At 53.5% G+C, this 17,497-nt stretch carries 14 protein-coding genes, 5 tRNA genes and 1 pseudogene; 19 read left to right on the top strand and 1 reads right to left on the bottom strand.

All coding sequences use genetic code 11. The features are described 5' to 3' along the window. Positions 1 to 142: 142 nt before the first annotated feature. Complete coding sequence (locus CKO_RS10215; RefSeq protein ID WP_012133256.1) at positions 143 to 862, bottom strand: GntR family transcriptional regulator; 720 nt, start codon at positions 860 to 862, stop codon at positions 143 to 145. Between the two features lie 177 nt (positions 863 to 1,039). Between CKO_RS10215 and mngA the strand changes: the two genes are divergently transcribed. The 19 genes and pseudogenes from mngA (at position 1,040) to nadA (ending at position 17,475) form a co-directional block, all read left to right on the top strand. After that, positions 1,040 to 2,956: a PTS 2-O-a-mannosyl-D-glycerate transporter subunit IIABC gene (mngA, locus tag CKO_RS10210; RefSeq protein ID WP_024130526.1), complete on the top strand. Its 1,917-nt coding sequence runs from the start codon at positions 1,040 to 1,042 to the stop codon at positions 2,954 to 2,956. A gap of 21 nt (positions 2,957 to 2,977) precedes the next feature. Beyond that, positions 2,978 to 5,611 carry a mannosylglycerate hydrolase gene (gene mngB, locus CKO_RS10205; RefSeq protein WP_048902398.1) on the top strand — a complete coding sequence of 878 codons (2,634 nt, stop codon included), beginning with the start codon at positions 2,978 to 2,980 and terminating at the stop codon, positions 5,609 to 5,611. A gap of 682 nt (positions 5,612 to 6,293) precedes the next feature. Next, positions 6,294 to 7,862 carry a cytochrome ubiquinol oxidase subunit I gene (cydA, locus tag CKO_RS10200; protein WP_024130525.1) on the top strand — a complete coding sequence of 523 codons (1,569 nt, stop codon included), beginning with the start codon at positions 6,294 to 6,296 and terminating at the stop codon, positions 7,860 to 7,862. 15 nt (positions 7,863 to 7,877) lie between these two features. Beyond that, entirely contained in the window at positions 7,878 to 9,017 is a 1,140-nt protein-coding gene (gene cydB / locus CKO_RS10195; protein WP_012133250.1) for a cytochrome d ubiquinol oxidase subunit II, read from the top strand. Positions 9,018 to 9,031: 14 nt separating this feature from the next. Continuing rightward, a complete protein-coding gene (gene cydX / locus CKO_RS10190) occupies positions 9,032 to 9,145 on the top strand; it encodes a cytochrome bd-I oxidase subunit CydX (RefSeq protein ID WP_003022970.1) in 114 nt (37 codons plus the stop codon). After that, the gene (gene ybgE / locus CKO_RS10185) at positions 9,145 to 9,438 is read left to right on the top strand and encodes a cyd operon protein YbgE (protein ID WP_012133248.1); all 294 of its coding nucleotides are present in this window, start codon (positions 9,145 to 9,147) and stop codon (positions 9,436 to 9,438) included. The genes cydX and ybgE overlap by 1 nt, the downstream gene beginning before the upstream one ends. Before the next feature lie 149 nt (positions 9,439 to 9,587). After that, on the top strand, positions 9,588 to 9,986 hold the full coding sequence (gene ybgC / locus CKO_RS10180; RefSeq protein WP_012133247.1) for a tol-pal system-associated acyl-CoA thioesterase: 399 nt from the start codon (positions 9,588 to 9,590) through the stop codon (positions 9,984 to 9,986). Further along, positions 9,983 to 10,675, top strand: a complete 693-nt coding sequence (gene tolQ, locus CKO_RS10175) for a Tol-Pal system protein TolQ (protein ID WP_024130524.1) — start codon at positions 9,983 to 9,985, stop codon at positions 10,673 to 10,675. The genes ybgC and tolQ overlap by 4 nt, the downstream gene beginning before the upstream one ends. Before the next feature lie 3 nt (positions 10,676 to 10,678). Beyond that, positions 10,679 to 11,107, top strand: coding sequence for a colicin uptake protein TolR (gene tolR, locus CKO_RS10170; protein ID WP_012133245.1), 429 nt, complete (start codon positions 10,679 to 10,681; stop codon positions 11,105 to 11,107). A gap of 63 nt (positions 11,108 to 11,170) precedes the next feature. After that, a pseudogene (tolA, locus tag CKO_RS10165) lies at positions 11,171 to 12,398 on the top strand (cell envelope integrity protein TolA). Positions 12,399 to 12,530: 132 nt separating this feature from the next. Beyond that, positions 12,531 to 13,823: a Tol-Pal system beta propeller repeat protein TolB gene (gene tolB, locus CKO_RS10160; RefSeq protein ID WP_024130523.1), complete on the top strand. Its 1,293-nt coding sequence runs from the start codon at positions 12,531 to 12,533 to the stop codon at positions 13,821 to 13,823. Positions 13,824 to 13,857: 34 nt separating this feature from the next. After that, complete coding sequence (pal, locus tag CKO_RS10155; protein WP_003022983.1) at positions 13,858 to 14,376, top strand: peptidoglycan-associated lipoprotein Pal; 519 nt, start codon at positions 13,858 to 13,860, stop codon at positions 14,374 to 14,376. Positions 14,377 to 14,385: 9 nt separating this feature from the next. After that, the gene (gene cpoB / locus CKO_RS10150; RefSeq protein WP_012133241.1) at positions 14,386 to 15,174 is read left to right on the top strand and encodes a cell division protein CpoB; all 789 of its coding nucleotides are present in this window, start codon (positions 14,386 to 14,388) and stop codon (positions 15,172 to 15,174) included. A 164-nt stretch (positions 15,175 to 15,338) separates the two neighbouring features. Further along, a tRNA-Lys gene (locus CKO_RS10145) sits at positions 15,339 to 15,414 on the top strand. A 36-nt stretch (positions 15,415 to 15,450) separates the two neighbouring features. Continuing rightward, positions 15,451 to 15,526, top strand: a tRNA-Val gene (locus tag CKO_RS10140). 3 nt (positions 15,527 to 15,529) lie between these two features. Further along, a tRNA-Lys gene (locus CKO_RS10135) sits at positions 15,530 to 15,605 on the top strand. A gap of 145 nt (positions 15,606 to 15,750) precedes the next feature. Further along, positions 15,751 to 15,826 (top strand) — tRNA-Lys (locus CKO_RS10130). A 132-nt stretch (positions 15,827 to 15,958) separates the two neighbouring features. Further along, positions 15,959 to 16,034 (top strand) — tRNA-Lys (locus CKO_RS10125). A gap of 397 nt (positions 16,035 to 16,431) precedes the next feature. Beyond that, a complete protein-coding gene (nadA, locus tag CKO_RS10120; protein WP_024130522.1) occupies positions 16,432 to 17,475 on the top strand; it encodes a quinolinate synthase NadA in 1,044 nt (347 codons plus the stop codon). Positions 17,476 to 17,497: the final 22 nt, after the last annotated feature.

Below are 17,497 nucleotides of genomic sequence, written 5' to 3'. Positions count from 1 at the left end.
GAACAGAAATGGATGTTTCTATAGGAACACGGTTCATTGTTAATGAAAGGATAAATATGATAATAATTTGTTCTTTCTTACCGGGCGGATTATTTGTGAGCCCGGTAGCATATTGTCACAATACCGTGAACAGAAAACATGATCAGCGCTGTTTTCTGCGCGCGATCAACGTAAATTTATAATCATCGGTATTAAACGCATTACGGCTATATTCAAATACCTGACCGTCTTTCAGAAATCCGCGAGAAACCTTTTCCAGGATCGGTTTGTTTGCGCTGATCGCCAGCGTGCGGCTCATTTCTTCGGTTGGCATGATCGGGATCAGCTCCTGCTCGCTGCGATCAATGACCATCTGCTTCACCTCTTCAATAAAGTGATACTTGGAATTTTCCATCACCTGCCAGGTCAGGTCGGGAAAGAGCGCCAGCGGCATCCACGTCTCTTCGAGGGCGACGGGTTTTTGCTTAATGTAACGCACGCGTTTTACGTGCCAGACCCGGTTGTTCTCCGCCAGTTGTAACTGGTTGCGCAGAAAGTCGTCCGCCGGGATCACTTCAAAAACCAAAACGTCACTGTGGGTGTCAACATGGCGATCGGCGAGTTTTTCGTAAAAGCTGGTTAGCTGGTAGATATCGTAATTGACCCGCTCTTCTTTCACATAGGTCCCGCTGCCCTGAATGCTTTCGATGATCTGCTGTTCGGTCAGTTGCTTGAGCGCCTGACGTACCGTGACCCGGCTCACGCCAAACGCATGCTGCAATGTCTGCTCGGTGGGTAACGCGTCGCCTGCTTTCAGTTCGCCACGTTCAATCTGCTCGCGGATTCGGTCAGCAATCTGTCGGTATAACGGTTTTTGGCTCATCTTTTTACTTTTGTATGAATGAATTAATACGACTTCGTTGATTATGCCCGATCAATAGCTCTTGTAAATAATACAAATTAAATACAAATTATTTTGCGTAAGTGAAAATGATCACATAAATGTATTGTTTCATCTGGCACAATTTCTGAAACATACAATGACAGTGTGAGGACTATGATGAACCTGACGACGTTAACCCACCGCGATGCGTTATGCCTGAACGCCCGGTTTGGCAGTCGTGAAGAGGCTATTCACGCGTTAACCCAGCGGCTCGTGCAACTGGGGAAAATTTCAGATTCCGATGCTTACCTTGAAGAAGTCTTTTTGCGTGAAAGTCAGGGGCCAACGGCGTTGGGAGAAGGGCTGGCGGTGCCGCATGGTAAAACGTCGGCGGTTAAAGAAGCGGCATTTGCCGTGGCCATCCTGCGCGAACCCATGATGTGGGAAGGGGTTGACGGGCCGGAAGCGGTGACGCTGATTTTTCTGCTCGCCATTCCGCCAGGCGAAGCGGGAAGCACCCATATGCAGTTGCTGACCGCACTCACCACGCGACTGGCGGATGATGACACCCGCGCGAGGATTCTGGCAGCGACCACGGCGGATGAGCTACTGTCGGCGCTGGACGACCAATATCAGGAAAGCGCTTTTCAGCCCTTACAGGATGCGCCGACCATCGTCTGCGTAACGGCGTGCCCGGCGGGGATTGCGCACACCTATATGGCGGCGGAGTATCTGGAAAAAGCGGGACGCAAACTGGGCGTGAACGTGTATGTGGAAAAGCAGGGCGCTAACGGAATTGAAGGCCGTCTTACCGCACAGCAGCTGAACGCGGCAAAAGCCTGCATTTTCGCCGCAGAGGTGGCGATAAAAGAGAGTGAGCGCTTTGCGGGCATTCCTGCGCTGTCGGTGCCCGTCGCCGAACCTATCCGCCACGCCGAAGCATTGATCCAACAAGCGCTGGCGCTGGAACCCGCGCAGGGCGATCGCGCGGTTTACCAGGAAACGGCAGCGCCTAAGAGTCTAAAAACGGAGTTAAAACAGGCGCTGTTGAGCGGCATCTCGTTCGCCGTGCCGCTGATTGTCGCCGGGGGAACCGTACTGGCCGTGTCGGTGCTGCTGGCGCAAATGCTCGGCTTGCAGCATCTCTTCGATCAGGAGAACTCTTGGCTGTGGATGTACCGCAAGCTGGGCGGTGGGATGCTCGGCATCCTGATGGTGCCGGTGCTCGCCGCCTATACCGCCTATTCGCTGGCGGATAAACCCGCGCTGGCCCCCGGATTCGCCGCCGGCCTTGCCGCCAATATGATTGGCTCCGGCTTTCTCGGCGCGATCGCGGGTGGCTTGATCGCCGGATATCTGATGCGCTGGGTGAAAAACCATCTTCGCCTGAGCAGTAAATTCAACGGCTTCCTGACTTTCTATCTGTATCCGGTCATCGGCACCTTAGGCGCGGGCAGCCTGATGCTGTTTGTGGTGGGCGAGCCCGTTGCGTGGATCAACAACGCGCTGACCGCCTGGCTTAATGGGCTGAGCGGCGCCAATGCGCTGCTGCTTGGCGCGATTCTCGGCTTTATGTGTTCTTTCGATTTGGGCGGGCCGGTCAATAAAGCGTCTTACGCGTTCTGCCTTGGGGCGATGGCGAACGGCGTCTACGGCCCGTATGCCATTTTCGCCTCGGTCAAAATGGTGTCCGCCTTCACCGTAACGGCATCAACGATGCTGGCGCCGAGGCTGTTCAAAGAGTTTGAGATCGAAACAGGAAAGTCGACCTGGCTACTGGGGCTGGCGGGCATTACGGAAGGGGCAATCCCGATGGCGATTGAAGATCCGCTGCGGGTTATCGGTTCTTTTGTTCTGGGGTCAATGGTGACGGGCGCGATTGTCGGCGCGATGAACATTGGTCTTTCGACGCCGGGCGCAGGCATTTTTTCACTCTTTCTTTTGCATGACGCCGGATACGGCGGTTTCGCCGCCGCCGCAGGCTGGTTTGGCGCAGCGTTAGTGGGGACAGCGATATCGACCACTATCCTGCTGTTCTGGCGTCGTCATGCGGTAAAGCAGGGCAAGTATCTGACTAACAATGTGTTGCCATAAACGAACTAACAGGAAACGAAGATGAAAGCAGTATCTCGCGTTCACATTACGCCGCACATGCACTGGGATCGTGAATGGTATTTCACCACGGAAGCGTCACGTATTTTGCTGGTCAACAATATGGAGGAGATCCTGACCCGCCTGGAGCAGGATGCAGAGTATAAATACTATGTCCTTGACGGGCAGACGGCGGTGCTGGAGGACTATTTCGCCGTCAAAGCGGAAAATAAAGCGCGGGTAAGAAAACTGGTGCAGGCCGGAAAACTGATTATCGGCCCGTGGTATACCCAAACGGATACCACGCTGGTATCCGGGGAGTCGATCGTGCGTAATCTGATGTACGGTATGCGCGACTGCCAGGCGTTTGGCGAACCGATGAAAATTGGCTATCTGCCGGATTCGTTCGGCATGTCGGGGCAGCTTCCGCATATCTATAACGGTTTCGGTATTACCCGCGCCATGTTCTGGCGTGGTTGTTCGGAACGCCACGGCACCGATAAAACCGAGTTTTTATGGCAAAGCGCGGATGGCAGTGAAGTGACGGCGCAGGTGCTGCCGCTGGGCTACGCGATTGGTAAGTACTTACCGGAGGACGAGGCCGGGCTGCGTAAACGTCTCGACAGCTACTTCGATGTGCTGGAGCGCGCGTCGCTGACCAAAGAAATTTTGCTGCCGAATGGCCACGATCAGATGCCGTTGCAGCAAAATATCTTTGCGGTGATGGATAAACTGCGCGAAATCTACCCGCAGCGTAAGTTTGTGATGAGCCGCTTTGAAGAGGTGTTTGAACACATAGAAGCCCGCCGCGAGCAGCTTGCCACGCTGAAAGGCGAGTTTATTGATGGCAAATATATGCGCGTTCATCGCACCATTGGTTCGACGCGGATGGACATCAAAATCGCCCATGCGCGCATTGAGAACAAAATCGTCAACATTCTTGAGCCGCTGGCGACGCTGGCCTGGACGCTGGGGTTTGAGTATCACCACGGCCTGCTGGAGAAAATGTGGAAAGAGATTCTGAAGAATCACGCCCACGACAGCATCGGCTGCTGTTGCAGTGACAAAGTACACCGCGAAATTGCGTCCCGTTTCGAGCTGGCTGAGGATATGGCCGACAACCTGATCTGTTTTTATCAGCGCAAAATCGCCGACAACATGCCGCAGAGCGATGCCGACAAACTGGTGCTGTTTAACCTGATACCGTGGCCGCGTGAAGAGGTGATTAACACCACGGTACGCCTGCGCGCCAGCCAGTTCTCTCTGCGGGATGATCGGGGCAACGCCATTCCTTATTGCATTCGCCAGGCCCGGGAGATCGATCCCGGTTTAATCGACCGCCAGATTGTGCATTACGGTAACTACGAGCCGTTTATGGAATTTGATATCCAGATCCAGCAGATTATCCCTTCAATGGGCTATCGCACGCTTTATATCGAACCGAACGCAGCGGGCAATGTGGTGAGCCCGACGGTTTCATCAGACGCGCTGCTGGAGAACGCGTTCTGGCAGATTACGGCGAATGATGACGGTACGCTGAACCTGCGCGATAAAGACAGCGGCGTGCGTTATCAGCGCATACTGGCGCTGGAAGAGGGATCCGACGATGGCGATGAGTACGATTACTCCCCCGCCAGAGAAGAGTGGCTGCTTACTTCGACGACGGCAAAACCGGAATATGAAGTGATTCATGACGCGTGGCAGAGCAGGGTTGTCATTCGCTATGCCCTGGCGGTTCCGGCGAATCTTGCCGAACGCAGCGCGCGGCAGCGCAACGGAACGTTAGGCGTGGAGATCGCCGTTACCCTGAGCCATAACAGCAGACGCATTGATGTTGAGGTGGCGCTGGATAATCAGGCTGACGATCACCGCGTGCGGGTGTTAATCCCCACGCCGTTCACGACGGATGTTGTGCTGGCGGACACCCAGTTTGGCGCAGTGACGCGCCCGGTACAGGACAGCGCGATGGAAAACTGGCAGGAAGAGGGGTGGAAAGAGGCGCCGGTACCGGTCTGGAATATGCTGAACTATGCGGCGCTTCAGGAAGAGAGAAATGGCCTTGCGCTTTTCACGGAGGGATTACGTGAATTTGAAGTTATCGGCGAAGGGAAGAAAACGTTCGCCTTGACGCTCCTGCGTGGGGTGGGGCTGCTGGGGAAAGAGGATCTACTGCTGCGACCAGGGCGGCCTTCCGGCATCAAAATGGCGGTGCCGGATTCACAAATGCGCGGAATGCTACGCAGTCGGTTTAGCCTGTTCAGCTATAGCGGAACGCCTTTTAGCGCCGGTGTCGCGCAACAGGCGAAGGCGTGGCTGACGCCTGTTCAGTGCTATAACAAAATTCCCTGGGATGCGATGAAACTCAACAAGGCCGATGTTTGCGTACCGGAACATTACAGCCTGTTAACGATGTCGCCGGTGGGCTGCCTGTTAAGCGCGCTGAAAAAAGCAGAGGATCGCGATGATGTCATCCTGCGCCTGTACAATCCGTCCGAAACAACCTCATGTGATGCCACCGTTGCCTTCGGCAGAGCCGTTAGCGCATGTACAGAGACCATGATGGATGAACAGGCGTGCCCTGCGAAAGGAGAGGGCGCAAGTGGGGCTGGCCTCTTTCTGCCGGGGCAGTCCCGAACGTTTAGCTACACGCTTGCCTGAATCTCAGACAAACAGATTAAAGCCACGCTTAGCGTGGCTTTATTGTTAACGGAATAATAACAATCCGGTGTTAATTTCAATGGGCTCAAAAGTAAAATATTTGTGATTATTTTCATGGCGAATTGACCCTGTGGAAAATTACGCTGAAGCGTCTACGCTAAATAGTTGCAGACGGCAAAAGAATGTCGTCGATGATAACGTTAAATGAAATGCTGTTTTTTTATATATACCTTTCTATTAGATAACCGCCAACACCCTCAGAGATACATATGCGCAACATTGTTTTCACTGTGTTTACGCATTGTATACACCGTTAACGAATTTTGGTGTTTTTGATTTAAATCAATGTTTAATGCTTGGAAAAAGATGTCAAAACACGATAAATTGTCGCCGATCAAATTGGCCTGAAACCGGTAAATTAGCTATAAATTGATCAATGTCGAAAAATGCAAATTTGACTCAATAAAAACCTGTTTATTGTAGGGATTTTACGGCGTAATATATTTGCGGGATCAATTTAGGTTTTTTATTAACATGTTTGTAACTTTTTATCATTGCTGTTTCCTCTGATGATGAAACGGCAACGGTGAAGGGGAGCAAATAAATTTTATTGGGGCATGCGTGTGACCCTTTCTAACGGGGTTCACTCTCGGAGTCTTCATGCGATGAGCAAGGAGTCATGATGTTAGATATAGTCGAACTGTCGCGCTTACAGTTTGCCTTGACCGCGATGTACCACTTCCTGTTTGTGCCGCTGACGCTCGGTATGGCGTTCCTGCTGGCCATTATGGAAACGGTATACGTCCTTTCCGGCAAACAGATTTATAAAGATATGACCAAGTTCTGGGGCAAGTTGTTTGGTATCAACTTCGCTCTGGGTGTGGCTACCGGTCTGACCATGGAGTTCCAGTTCGGGACTAACTGGTCTTACTATTCCCACTATGTAGGGGATATCTTCGGTGCGCCGCTGGCAATCGAAGGTTTGATGGCCTTCTTCCTCGAATCCACCTTTGTAGGTCTGTTCTTCTTTGGCTGGGACCGTCTGGGCAAAGTCCAGCATATGTGTGTCACCTGGCTGGTGGCGTTGGGTTCCAACCTGTCTGCGCTGTGGATACTTGTGGCGAACGGCTGGATGCAGAACCCTATCGCATCGGATTTCAACTTCGAAACCATGCGTATGGAGATGGTGAGCTTCTCCGAACTGGTGCTTAACCCGGTTGCGCAGGTGAAATTCGTTCACACTGTGGCGTCTGGCTATGTGACCGGTGCAATGTTCATCCTCGGTATCAGTGCTTACTACCTGCTGAAAGGCCGCGACATCGCGTTCGCTAAACGCTCCTTTGCTATCGCCGCCAGCTTCGGGATGGCTGCTGTGCTGTCTGTTATCGTGCTGGGTGACGAATCCGGCTACGAAATGGGCGACGTGCAGAAAACCAAACTCGCCGCGATTGAAGCGGAATGGGAAACCCAGCCAGCGCCTGCTTCCTTCACCCTGTTCGGTATCCCGGATCAGGAGACGCAGGAAAACAAACTGGCTATCCAGATCCCTTACGCGCTGGGTATTATCGCGACTCGCTCCGTCGATACGCCAGTCATCGGTCTGAAAGACCTGATGGTGCAGCATGAAGAACGTATCCGTAGCGGGATGAAAGCCTACGCGCTGCTGGAAGAACTGCGTGCCGGTTCTACCGACCAGGCCGTTCGCGACCAGTTCAATAACGTGAAGAAAGATCTGGGCTACGGTCTGCTGCTTAAACGCTATACGCCGAACGTCACTGACGCGACCGAAGCGCAAATTGAGATGGCGACCAAAGACTCCATCCCACGCGTTGCGCCGCTGTACTTTGCGTTCCGTATCATGGTTGCGTGCGGCTTCCTGCTGCTGGCGATCATCGCGCTCTCCTTCTGGAGCGTCATTCGTAACCGCATCGGTGAGAAAAAATGGCTGCTGCGCGCGGCGCTGTACGGCATCCCGCTGCCGTGGATTGCTGTAGAAGCAGGCTGGTTCGTTGCCGAATATGGTCGTCAGCCGTGGGCGATCGGTGAGGTGCTGCCAACCGCCGTGGCGAACTCGTCACTGACGGTCGGTGACCTGCTGTTCTCCATGATCCTGATTTGCGGCCTGTATACCCTGTTCCTGGTGGCGGAGCTGTACTTAATGTTCAAGTTTGCACGCCGTGGCCCAAGCAGCCTGAAAACCGGTCGCTATCACTTTGAGCAGCCCAATGTGGCCTCTCAGCCGGCACGCTAAGACAGGAGTCGTCAAATGATCGATTATGAAGTATTGCGTTTTATCTGGTGGCTGCTGGTTGGCATTCTGCTGATCGGTTTTGCGGTTACCGATGGCTTCGACATGGGGGTGGGCATGCTCACCCGTTTCCTCGGTCGTAACGACACCGAGCGTCGAATTATGATCAACTCCATCGCCCCGCACTGGGACGGTAACCAGGTGTGGCTGATCACCGCCGGTGGCGCGCTGTTCGCCGCCTGGCCGATGGTTTACGCTGCGGCGTTTTCCGGTTTCTATGTGGCGATGATCCTCGTGCTGGCGTCCTTGTTCTTCCGTCCGGTCGGTTTTGACTACCGTTCCAAGATTGAAGACACCCGCTGGCGCAACATGTGGGACTGGGGCATCTTCGTGGGGAGCTTTGTGCCGCCGCTGGTTATCGGCGTGGCGTTTGGCAACCTGTTGCAGGGCGTACCGTTCCATATCGACGAGTATCTGCGTCTGTACTACACCGGTAACTTCTTCCAGCTGCTGAACCCGTTTGGCCTGCTGGCAGGTATCGTCAGCGTAGGGATGATCATTACCCAGGGCGCGACCTATCTGCAAATGCGTACCGTGGGTGAGCTGCACCTGCGTTCCCGCACGACGGCACAGGTAGCCGCGCTGGTTACGCTGGTGTGCTTCGCGCTGGCGGGCGTATGGGTGGTTTACGGTATTGATGGTTATGTCGTGACTTCCGCGATGGATCATCACGCCGCATCTAACCCGCTGACCAAAGAAGTCGCGCGTGAAGCCGGTGCGTGGATGGTGAACTTCAACAGTACGCCGATCCTGTGGCTGGTTCCGGCGCTGGGCGTGGTTCTGCCGCTGCTGACTATCCTGACCTCCCGTATGGAGAAAGGAGCATGGGCATTCCTGTTCTCTTCTCTGACCCTGGCCTGCATCATCCTGACTGCCGGTATCGCAATGTTCCCGTTTGTGATGCCTTCCAGCACCATGATGAATGCGAGCCTGACCATGTGGGATGCGACCTCCAGCCAGAGAACGCTGAACCTGATGACCTGGGTTGCGTTGGTGTTTGTACCGATCATTCTGATCTACACCAGCTGGTGTTACTGGAAAATGTTCGGCCGCATCACTAAAGAACATATTGAAAGCAACACCCACTCTCTGTACTAAGTAAGGAGCTAAAAATGTGGTATTTCGCATGGATTCTGGGAACGCTTCTTGCCTGTGCATTTGGGATAATCACTGCGCTGGCGCTTGAGCACGTAGAATCAGGTAAAGCCGGACAAGAAGACAGCTAATGACCAGTATTATCGCAACGTTGTATGCGGTAATGGATAAGCGCCCATTACGGGCGCTTTCCTTTATGCTGGCGTTAGTGTTAGCAGGCTGCATCTTCTGGGACCCGACGCGTTTCGCGGCGAAAACAAGCGAGCTGGAAATCTGGCATGGTTTTCTGCTGATGTGGGCCGTCTGTACGGGCGTGATTCATGGCGTAGGATTTCGTCCTCGCGCCGTTCACTGGCAGGGGATCTTTTGCCCGCTGCTCGCCGATATCGTGCTTATTGTTGGTCTGATTTTTTTCTTCTTTTGAATAAGAAGTATCCTTAAAAATTTATGGGTTTTCATAAGCCCATAAATTTTTACTCTCCCTTAACTTCCCCCCATTCCCAAGCCTCATCCGCGCGCGTATAGTAGCAACGTTTAAAAGCGTTAACTTTTTTTGCATTACCGGGATGTACAGTGAATATATTTCGATGGCCGGTTCGTGTCTATTATGAGGATACCGACGCCGGTGGTGTGGTTTACCACGCCAGTTACGTCGCTTTTTATGAAAGAGCACGCACAGAGATGCTGCGTCATCATCACTTCAGTCAGCAGGTGCTGTTGGCTGAACGGGTTGCCTTCGTGGTGCGTAAAATGACGCTGGAATATTATGCGCCTGCGCGACTCGACGATATGCTCGAAGTCCAAACTGAAATTACGTCAATGCGTGGCACCTCTTTGGTTTTCACGCAACGCATTGTCAACGCAGAGAACAACGTGCTCAACGAAGCGGAAGTTCTGATTGTTTGCGTTGATCCACTCAAAATGAAGCCTCGTGCGCTTCCCAAGTCTATTGTCGCGGAGTTTAAGCAGTGACTGACATGAATATCCTTGATTTGTTCCTGAAGGCAAGCCTTCTGGTTAAACTTATCATGTTGATTTTGATTGGTTTTTCAATCGCATCCTGGGCTATCATCATCCAGCGGACTCGTATTCTTAACGCTGCGGCGCGCGAAGCGGAAGCGTTCGAAGATAAATTCTGGTCTGGAATCGAGCTGTCTCGCCTGTATCAGGAGAGCCAGGGGCGTCGTGATAGCCTCGCGGGTTCGGAACAAATCTTCTATAGCGGGTTCAAAGAGTTTGTGCGTCTGCATCGTGCAAACAACCATGCGCCGGAAGCGGTTGTTGAGGGGGCGTCCCGTGCGATGCGTATCTCCATGAACCGTGAGCTGGAAACATTAGAGACGCACATTCCTTTCCTCGGCACCGTGGGTTCCATCAGTCCGTATATTGGTCTGTTTGGTACGGTATGGGGGATTATGCACGCGTTTATCGCCCTCGGTGCGGTGAAACAGGCGACGCTGCAAATGGTGGCGCCGGGTATCGCGGAAGCGCTGATTGCAACGGCTATCGGTCTGTTTGCGGCGATTCCAGCGGTTATGGCCTACAACCGCCTGAATCAGCGCGTGAACAAACTGGAACTGAATTACGACAACTTTATGGAAGAGTTCACCGCCATTCTGCACCGTCAGGCGTTTACCAGTAGCGAGAGCAACAAGGGGTAAGCCATGGCCAGAACGCGTGGACGAGGTCGTCGCGATCTCAAGTCCGAAATCAACATTGTACCGTTGCTCGACGTACTGTTGGTGCTGCTGCTGATCTTCATGGCGACGGCGCCGATCATTACCCAGAGTGTGGAAGTCGACCTGCCGGACGCGACCGAGTCGCAGGCCGTCAGCACCAATGACGATCCGCCGGTCATTATTGAAGTTTCCGGTATTGGGCAATACAGCGTGGTGGTTGAGAAAGACAGGATGGATCAGTTGCCGCCAGAGCAGGTTATTGCCGAAGCGAAAAGTCGCCTGGAGTCCAATCCGAAAACGGTCTTCTTAATCGGTGGCGCGAAAGACGTGCCTTACGATGAAATAATTAAAGCGCTGAACTTGTTACACAGTGCGGGCGTGAAATCGGTTGGCTTGATGACGCAGCCTATCTGATCTTCTGCGTCTCCGGGACGTAAAGATAGCAAGTAACAGGCGCACAGTTTTTGGGAACCGAGAGTGTCAAAGGCAACCGAACAAAACGACAAGCTCAAACGGGCGATAATTATTTCAGCGGTACTGCATGTTATCTTATTTGCAGTGCTGATCTGGAGTTCGTTCGATGAGCATATAGAGGCTTCAGCCGGGGGCGGCGGTGGTTCTTCCATCGACGCCGTCATGGTCGATCCCGGCGCAGTTGTTCAGCAGTACGATCGTCAGCAGCAGCAACAGGCGAGCGCGAAGCGTGCGGCGGAACAGCGTGAAAAACAGGCGCAGCAGCAAGCTGAAGAGCTTCGCGAGAAGCAGGCGGCTGAACAGGAACGACTGAAGCAACTTGAGAAAGAACGTTTAGCCGCGCAGGAACAGGCGCGCGAGCAGGCGGAACAGCAGAAACAAGCGGAAGCGGCCGCGAAGAAAGCGCAGGAGCAGCAGAAACAGGCTGAAGAAGCGGCGGCGAAAGCCGCAGCGGATGCGAAAGCGAAAGCGGACGCGCAGGCTAAAGCAGCGGCGGAAGCGCAGAAGAAAGCCGAAGCCGAAGCGGTAAAAGCGGCTGCTGATGCGAAGAAGAAAGCCGAAGCTGAAGCGGCAAAAGCCGCCGCCGACGCGAAGAAAAAAGCGGAAGCCGAGGCGGCTAAGCAGGCTCAGGCAGAGGCCGCGAAGAAAGCTGCGGCAGAAAAGGCTGCTGCTGAAAAAGCGGCCGCAGAGAAGAAAGCTGCCGCCGACAAAGCCGCCGCTGAGAAAGCGGCAGCAGACAAAAAAAGCTGCTGCTGAGAAGGCTGCTGCCGATAAGAAAGCTGCGGCAGATAAAGCGGCTGCTGCGAAGAAAGCCGCAGCCGAAAAAGCCGCTGCCGCATCTGGCGTCGACGACCTGTTGGGCGATTTAAGCTCCGGTAAGAATGCGCCGAAAACCGGCGGCGGAGCGGCAGGAAGCAATGCTTCTCCTGCGGGGAGTGGTAATACTAAAAACAATGGTGCATCAGGCGCGGATATCAGCAACTATGCCGGGCAGATTAAATCGGCCATTGAAAGTAAGTTTTACGACGCATCGTCCTATGCAGGTAAAACCTGTACGTTGCGTATAAAACTGGCTCCAGACGGCCTGTTGCTGGATATTCAGTCTGAAGGTGGCGATCCCGCGCTTTGTCAGGCAGCGCTTGCTGCGGCCCGACAGGCGAAGATTCCAAAACCACCAAGCCAGGCGGTATACGAAGTGTTTAAAAACGCACCTCTGGACTTTAAACCGTAAGCTAAACTTTCCCCGTCACGGCGGGGAAAGAAACGCTACGGGAGTCGCTGGGTTCTGGTAGTTTTGTGTATTTGAGTTTGTTAACATTCTGCTAAATTATCGTGGGCTTTCCGCCCGGATAAGGGAGATATGATGAAGCAGGCATTACGAGTAGCATTTGGTTTCTTAATGCTGTGGGCAGCGGTGCTGCACGCAGAAGTACGTATCGAGATCACCCAGGGGGTGGACTCGGCGCGCCCGATTGGCGTTGTGCCATTCCAGTGGGCAGGGCCGGGAGCTGCGCCTGAAGATATTGGCGGCATCGTTGGCGCTGACCTGCGCAACAGCGGTAAATTCAATCCGTTGGATCGTTCTCGTCTGCCGCAGCAGCCGGGTACGGCGCAAGAAGTTCAGCCGGCGGCATGGTCTGCGCTGGGTATTGATGCGGTTGTTGTCGGTCAGGTGACTCCGAATCCTGACGGTTCCTACAATGTTGCTTATCAGCTGGTTGACACTGGCGGCGCACCGGGTACTGTACTGGCGCAGAACTCTTACAAAGTGAACAAGCAGTGGCTGCGTTATGCTGGCCATACTGCAAGTGATGAAGTGTTTGAGAAGCTGACCGGCATCAAGGGCGCATTCCGCACCCGTATCGCTTACGTTGTGCAGACTAACGGCGGCCAGTTCCCGTATGAGTTGCGCGTGTCTGACTACGATGGCTACAACCAGTTCGTGGTTCACCGTTCTCCGCAGCCGCTGATGTCTCCGGCGTGGTCTCCTGACGGCTCTAAACTGGCCTACGTAACCTTCGAAAGCGGTCGTTCCGCGCTGGTTATCCAGACGCTGGCTAACGGGGCTGTGCGTCAGGTTGCGTCGTTCCCGCGTCACAACGGCGCGCCTGCGTTCTCGCCGGATGGCAGCAAACTGGCGTTTGCCCTGTCTAAAACCGGTAGCCTGAACCTGTATGTGATGGACATTGGTTCTGGTCAGATTCGTCAGGTGACGGATGGTCGCAGCAACAACACCGAACCAACGTGGTTCCCGGACAGCCAGAACCTGGCCTTTACCTCTGACCAGGCCGGTCGTCCGCAGGTGTATAAAGTTAACGTGAACGGCGGTGCTCCGCAGCGTATCACCTGGGAAGGTTCGCAAAACCAGGATGCGGATGTGAGCAGCGACGGTAAATTTATGGTAATGGTAAGCTCGGCGAATGGTCAGCAGCACATTGCCAAACAAGATCTGGTAGCGGGTGGCGTACAGGTTCTGTCGTCAACGTTCCTGGATGAAACGCCAAGTCTGGCACCTAACGGCACTATGGTAATCTACAGCTCTTCTCAGGGGATGGGATCCGTGCTGAATTTGGTTTCTACAGATGGGCGTTTCAAGGCGCGTCTTCCGGCAACCGATGGTCAGGTTAAATTCCCTGCCTGGTCGCCGTATCTGTGATAATAATTAATTGATTAGTAAAGGAATCATTGAAATGCAACTGAACAAAGTGCTGAAAGGGCTGATGATCGCTCTGCCTGTTATGGCAATTGCTGCATGTTCTTCCAACAAGAACGCCAGCAATGACGGCAGCGAAGGCATGCTGGGTGCAGGCACTGGTATGGATGCGAACGGCAGCGGCAACATGTCTTCTGAAGAGCAAGCGCGTTTGCAGATGCAGCAATTGCAGCAGAACAACATCGTTTACTTCGATCTGGACAAGTACGATATCCGTTCTGACTTCGCGGCAATGCTGGATGCGCACGCTAACTTCCTGCGTAGCAACCCGTCTTACAAAGTCACCGTAGAAGGTCATGCGGACGAACGTGGTACTCCTGAGTACAACATCTCCCTGGGCGAACGCCGTGCTAACGCTGTTAAGATGTACTTGCAGGGTAAAGGCGTTTCTGCTGACCAGATCTCCATCGTTTCTTACGGTAAAGAAAAACCCGCAGTACTGGGTCACGACGAAGCGGCTTACGCTAAAAACCGTCGCGCCGTACTGGTTTACTAAGAGAATTGCATGAGCAGTAACTTCAGACATCACCTGTTGAGTCTGTCGTTACTGGTTGGCATAGCGGCCCCCTGGGCCGCTTTTGCTCAGGCGCCAATCAGTAGTGTCGGCTCAGGCTCGGTCGAAGACCGCGTCACTCAACTCGAGCGTATTTCGAATGCTCACAGCCAGCTTTTAACCCAACTCCAGCAACAACTCTCTGATAATCAGTCCGATATTGATTCCCTGCGTGGTCAAATCCAGGAAAGCCAGTATCAGCTGAATCAGGTTGTTGAACGGCAGAAGCAGATCCTGCTACAGATGGACAGTCTGAGCAGCGGTAGCGCAGCGACGCCGTCGGCGGGCGGCGAGCAAAGCGGGGCGGCAACCGCAACACCTGCGCCTGGCGCGGGCGCGGCGACGTCAGGTGCGCCGGTACAAAGCGGCGACGCCAATACCGATTACAATGCGGCAATTGCTCTGGTGCAGGATAAGTCCCGCCAGGATGATGCGATTGTGGCGTTTCAGAACTTCATCAAAAAATACCCGGACTCAACTTATCAGCCGAATGCCAATTACTGGCTTGGCCAGTTGAATTACAACAAGGGTAAAAAAGATGATGCCGCATTTTATTTTGCCTCGGTAGTCAAAAACTACCCGAAGTCACCAAAAGCGGCTGACGCGATGTACAAAGTCGGCGTCATCATGCAGGACAAAGGCGACGCGGCAAAAGCCAAAGCGGTTTATCAGCAGGTTATCAGTAAATACCCTGGCACTGATGGCGCAAAACAAGCGCAAAAACGTCTTAACGCGATGTAATGCACACCACGCGACCAGAAATCGCGTTATTTCTGGTCTCGTCGTGCGATTCCTAAGCAGTTGAGTGATCTACATCGAAATTTTTGTTGCGCTGAAATCTGAAATCAGTAATATATGCCGCCGTTGCCAGGGGATATCAAACAAACCGAAAGCAGCGCAAAAGTGGGTCGTTAGCTCAGTTGGTAGAGCAGTTGACTTTTAATCAATTGGTCGCAGGTTCGAATCCTGCACGACCCACCACTAATTTAGTTAGTAAGCAGTATCCAGCGTAGTATCGGGTGATTAGCTCAGCTGGGAGAGCACCTCCCTTACAAGGAGGGGGTCGGCGGTTCGATCCCGTCATCACCCACCACTCGGGTCGTTAGCTCAGTTGGTAGAGCAGTTGACTTTTAATCAATTGGTCGCAGGTTCGAATCCTGCACGACCCACCAGTTTTAGCATCACACTCAGATGTTAAGCGTGAAGGATAACGTTGCATCAGCAACGGCCCGAAGGGCGAGGCGAAGCCGAGTCATCCTGCACGACCTACCAATTTTAAATTGGTGCCGAGTAAAATCTTTCAGGTAACACCCGTATGGGTCGTTAGCTCAGTTGGTAGAGCAGTTGACTTTTAATCAATTGGTCGCAGGTTCGAATCCTGCACGACCCACCAGTTTTAAAGGTGGTTACTGGTAGAGAACGTGAAGGATAACGTTGCGTCAGCAACGGCCCGAAGGGCGAGGCGAAGCCGAGTCATCCTGCACGACCCACCATCCTGAATGATTAAGCAGTAAAATCCCGCAAGGGGTCGTTAGCTCAGTTGGTAGAGCAGTTGACTTTTAATCAATTGGTCGCAGGTTCGAATCCTGCACGACCCACCAATTTTAACATCGCTCTCAGGTGTTAAACGTGAAGGATAACGTTGCGTCAGCAACGGCCCGAAGGGCGAGGCGAAGCCGAGTCATCCTGCACGACCCACCAATGCAAAAAGGCGCCCTAAAGGCGCCTTTTTGCTATGCGCAGAATTTGTGCCTGATGGCGCTGCGCTTATCAGGCCTACAGCGATGCACTCGTTCAGGTCGGATAAGACGTCAGTCGGCGACCCGTAGGCCGGATAAGGCGCTTGCGCCGCCATCCGGCATTATCAAGCGCAATTGTTGTGACTTTTGCCAACCAATCGGCTATCTTGTTTAGCATATAAAACAAATTTAACCGATTGTGGCGTGGGTTACGCTTTATATCGGTTATTTCGTTAAGCCAGTAAAACGAGAAAGCATGATGAGCGTAATGTTTGACCCGGAAGCCGCAATCTATCCGTTTCCGCCGAAACCGACTCCGCTAAGCGTGGATGAAAAGCAATTCTACCGCGAGAAAATCAAACGTCTGCTGAAAGCGCGCGATGCCGTCATGGTGGCGCACTATTACACCGATCCCGAAATCCAGCAACTGGCTGAAGAAACCGGAGGATGCATTTCCGACTCGCTGGAGATGGCGCGATTTGGCGCGAAACATCCTGCCTCCACGTTGCTGGTCGCTGGCGTCCGTTTTATGGGCGAGACGGCCAAAATTCTCAGCCCGGAAAAAACCATCCTGATGCCGACTCTACAGGCGGAATGCTCGCTGGATCTGGGCTGTCCGATTGACGAATTTAGCGCGTTTTGCGACGCCCACCCGGATCGCACGGTAGTGGTTTACGCCAACACGTCTGCTGCCGTCAAAGCCCGCGCTGACTGGGTTGTTACCTCCAGTATCGCTGTTGAACTGATTGAACATCTGGACAGTCTGGGCGAGAAAATTATCTGGGCGCCGGATCGTCACCTGGGACATTACGTGCAAAAGCAGACCGGCGCGGATGTGCTCTGCTGGCAGGGGGCCTGTATCGTTCATGATGAATTTAAAACCCAGGCGTTGACCCGGATGAAAGGTTTGTACCCGGATGCCGCCGTGCTGGTGCATCCTGAGTCGCCACAATCGATTGTCGATATGGCGGATGCCGTCGGGTCTACCAGCCAGCTGATTAATGCCGCCCGCACGCTGCCGCATAAGCAGCTTATTGTGGCGACCGACCGGGGCATTTTCTATAAAATGCAGCAGGCGGTGCCTGATAAAGAGTTGCTTGAAGCGCCGACAGCCGGAGAAGGGGCGACCTGCCGTAGCTGCGCGCATTGTCCGTGGATGGCGATGAACGGCCTTAAGGCGATTGCTGAGGGGTTAGAGCAGGGCGGGCAGGCCCATGAGATTCACGTTGACCAGGCGTTGCGAGAAGGGGCGCTGCTGCCGCTCAACCGTATGCTGGAATTTGCGGCTACACTACGAGCGTAAAACGTAAAACGCTCTGGGGGAA

This window comes from Citrobacter koseri ATCC BAA-895 (assembly GCF_000018045.1).
Lineage (GTDB): Bacteria > Pseudomonadota > Gammaproteobacteria > Enterobacterales > Enterobacteriaceae > Citrobacter_B > Citrobacter_B koseri.
This window is presented reverse-complemented; position numbering and strand designations above follow the sequence as displayed.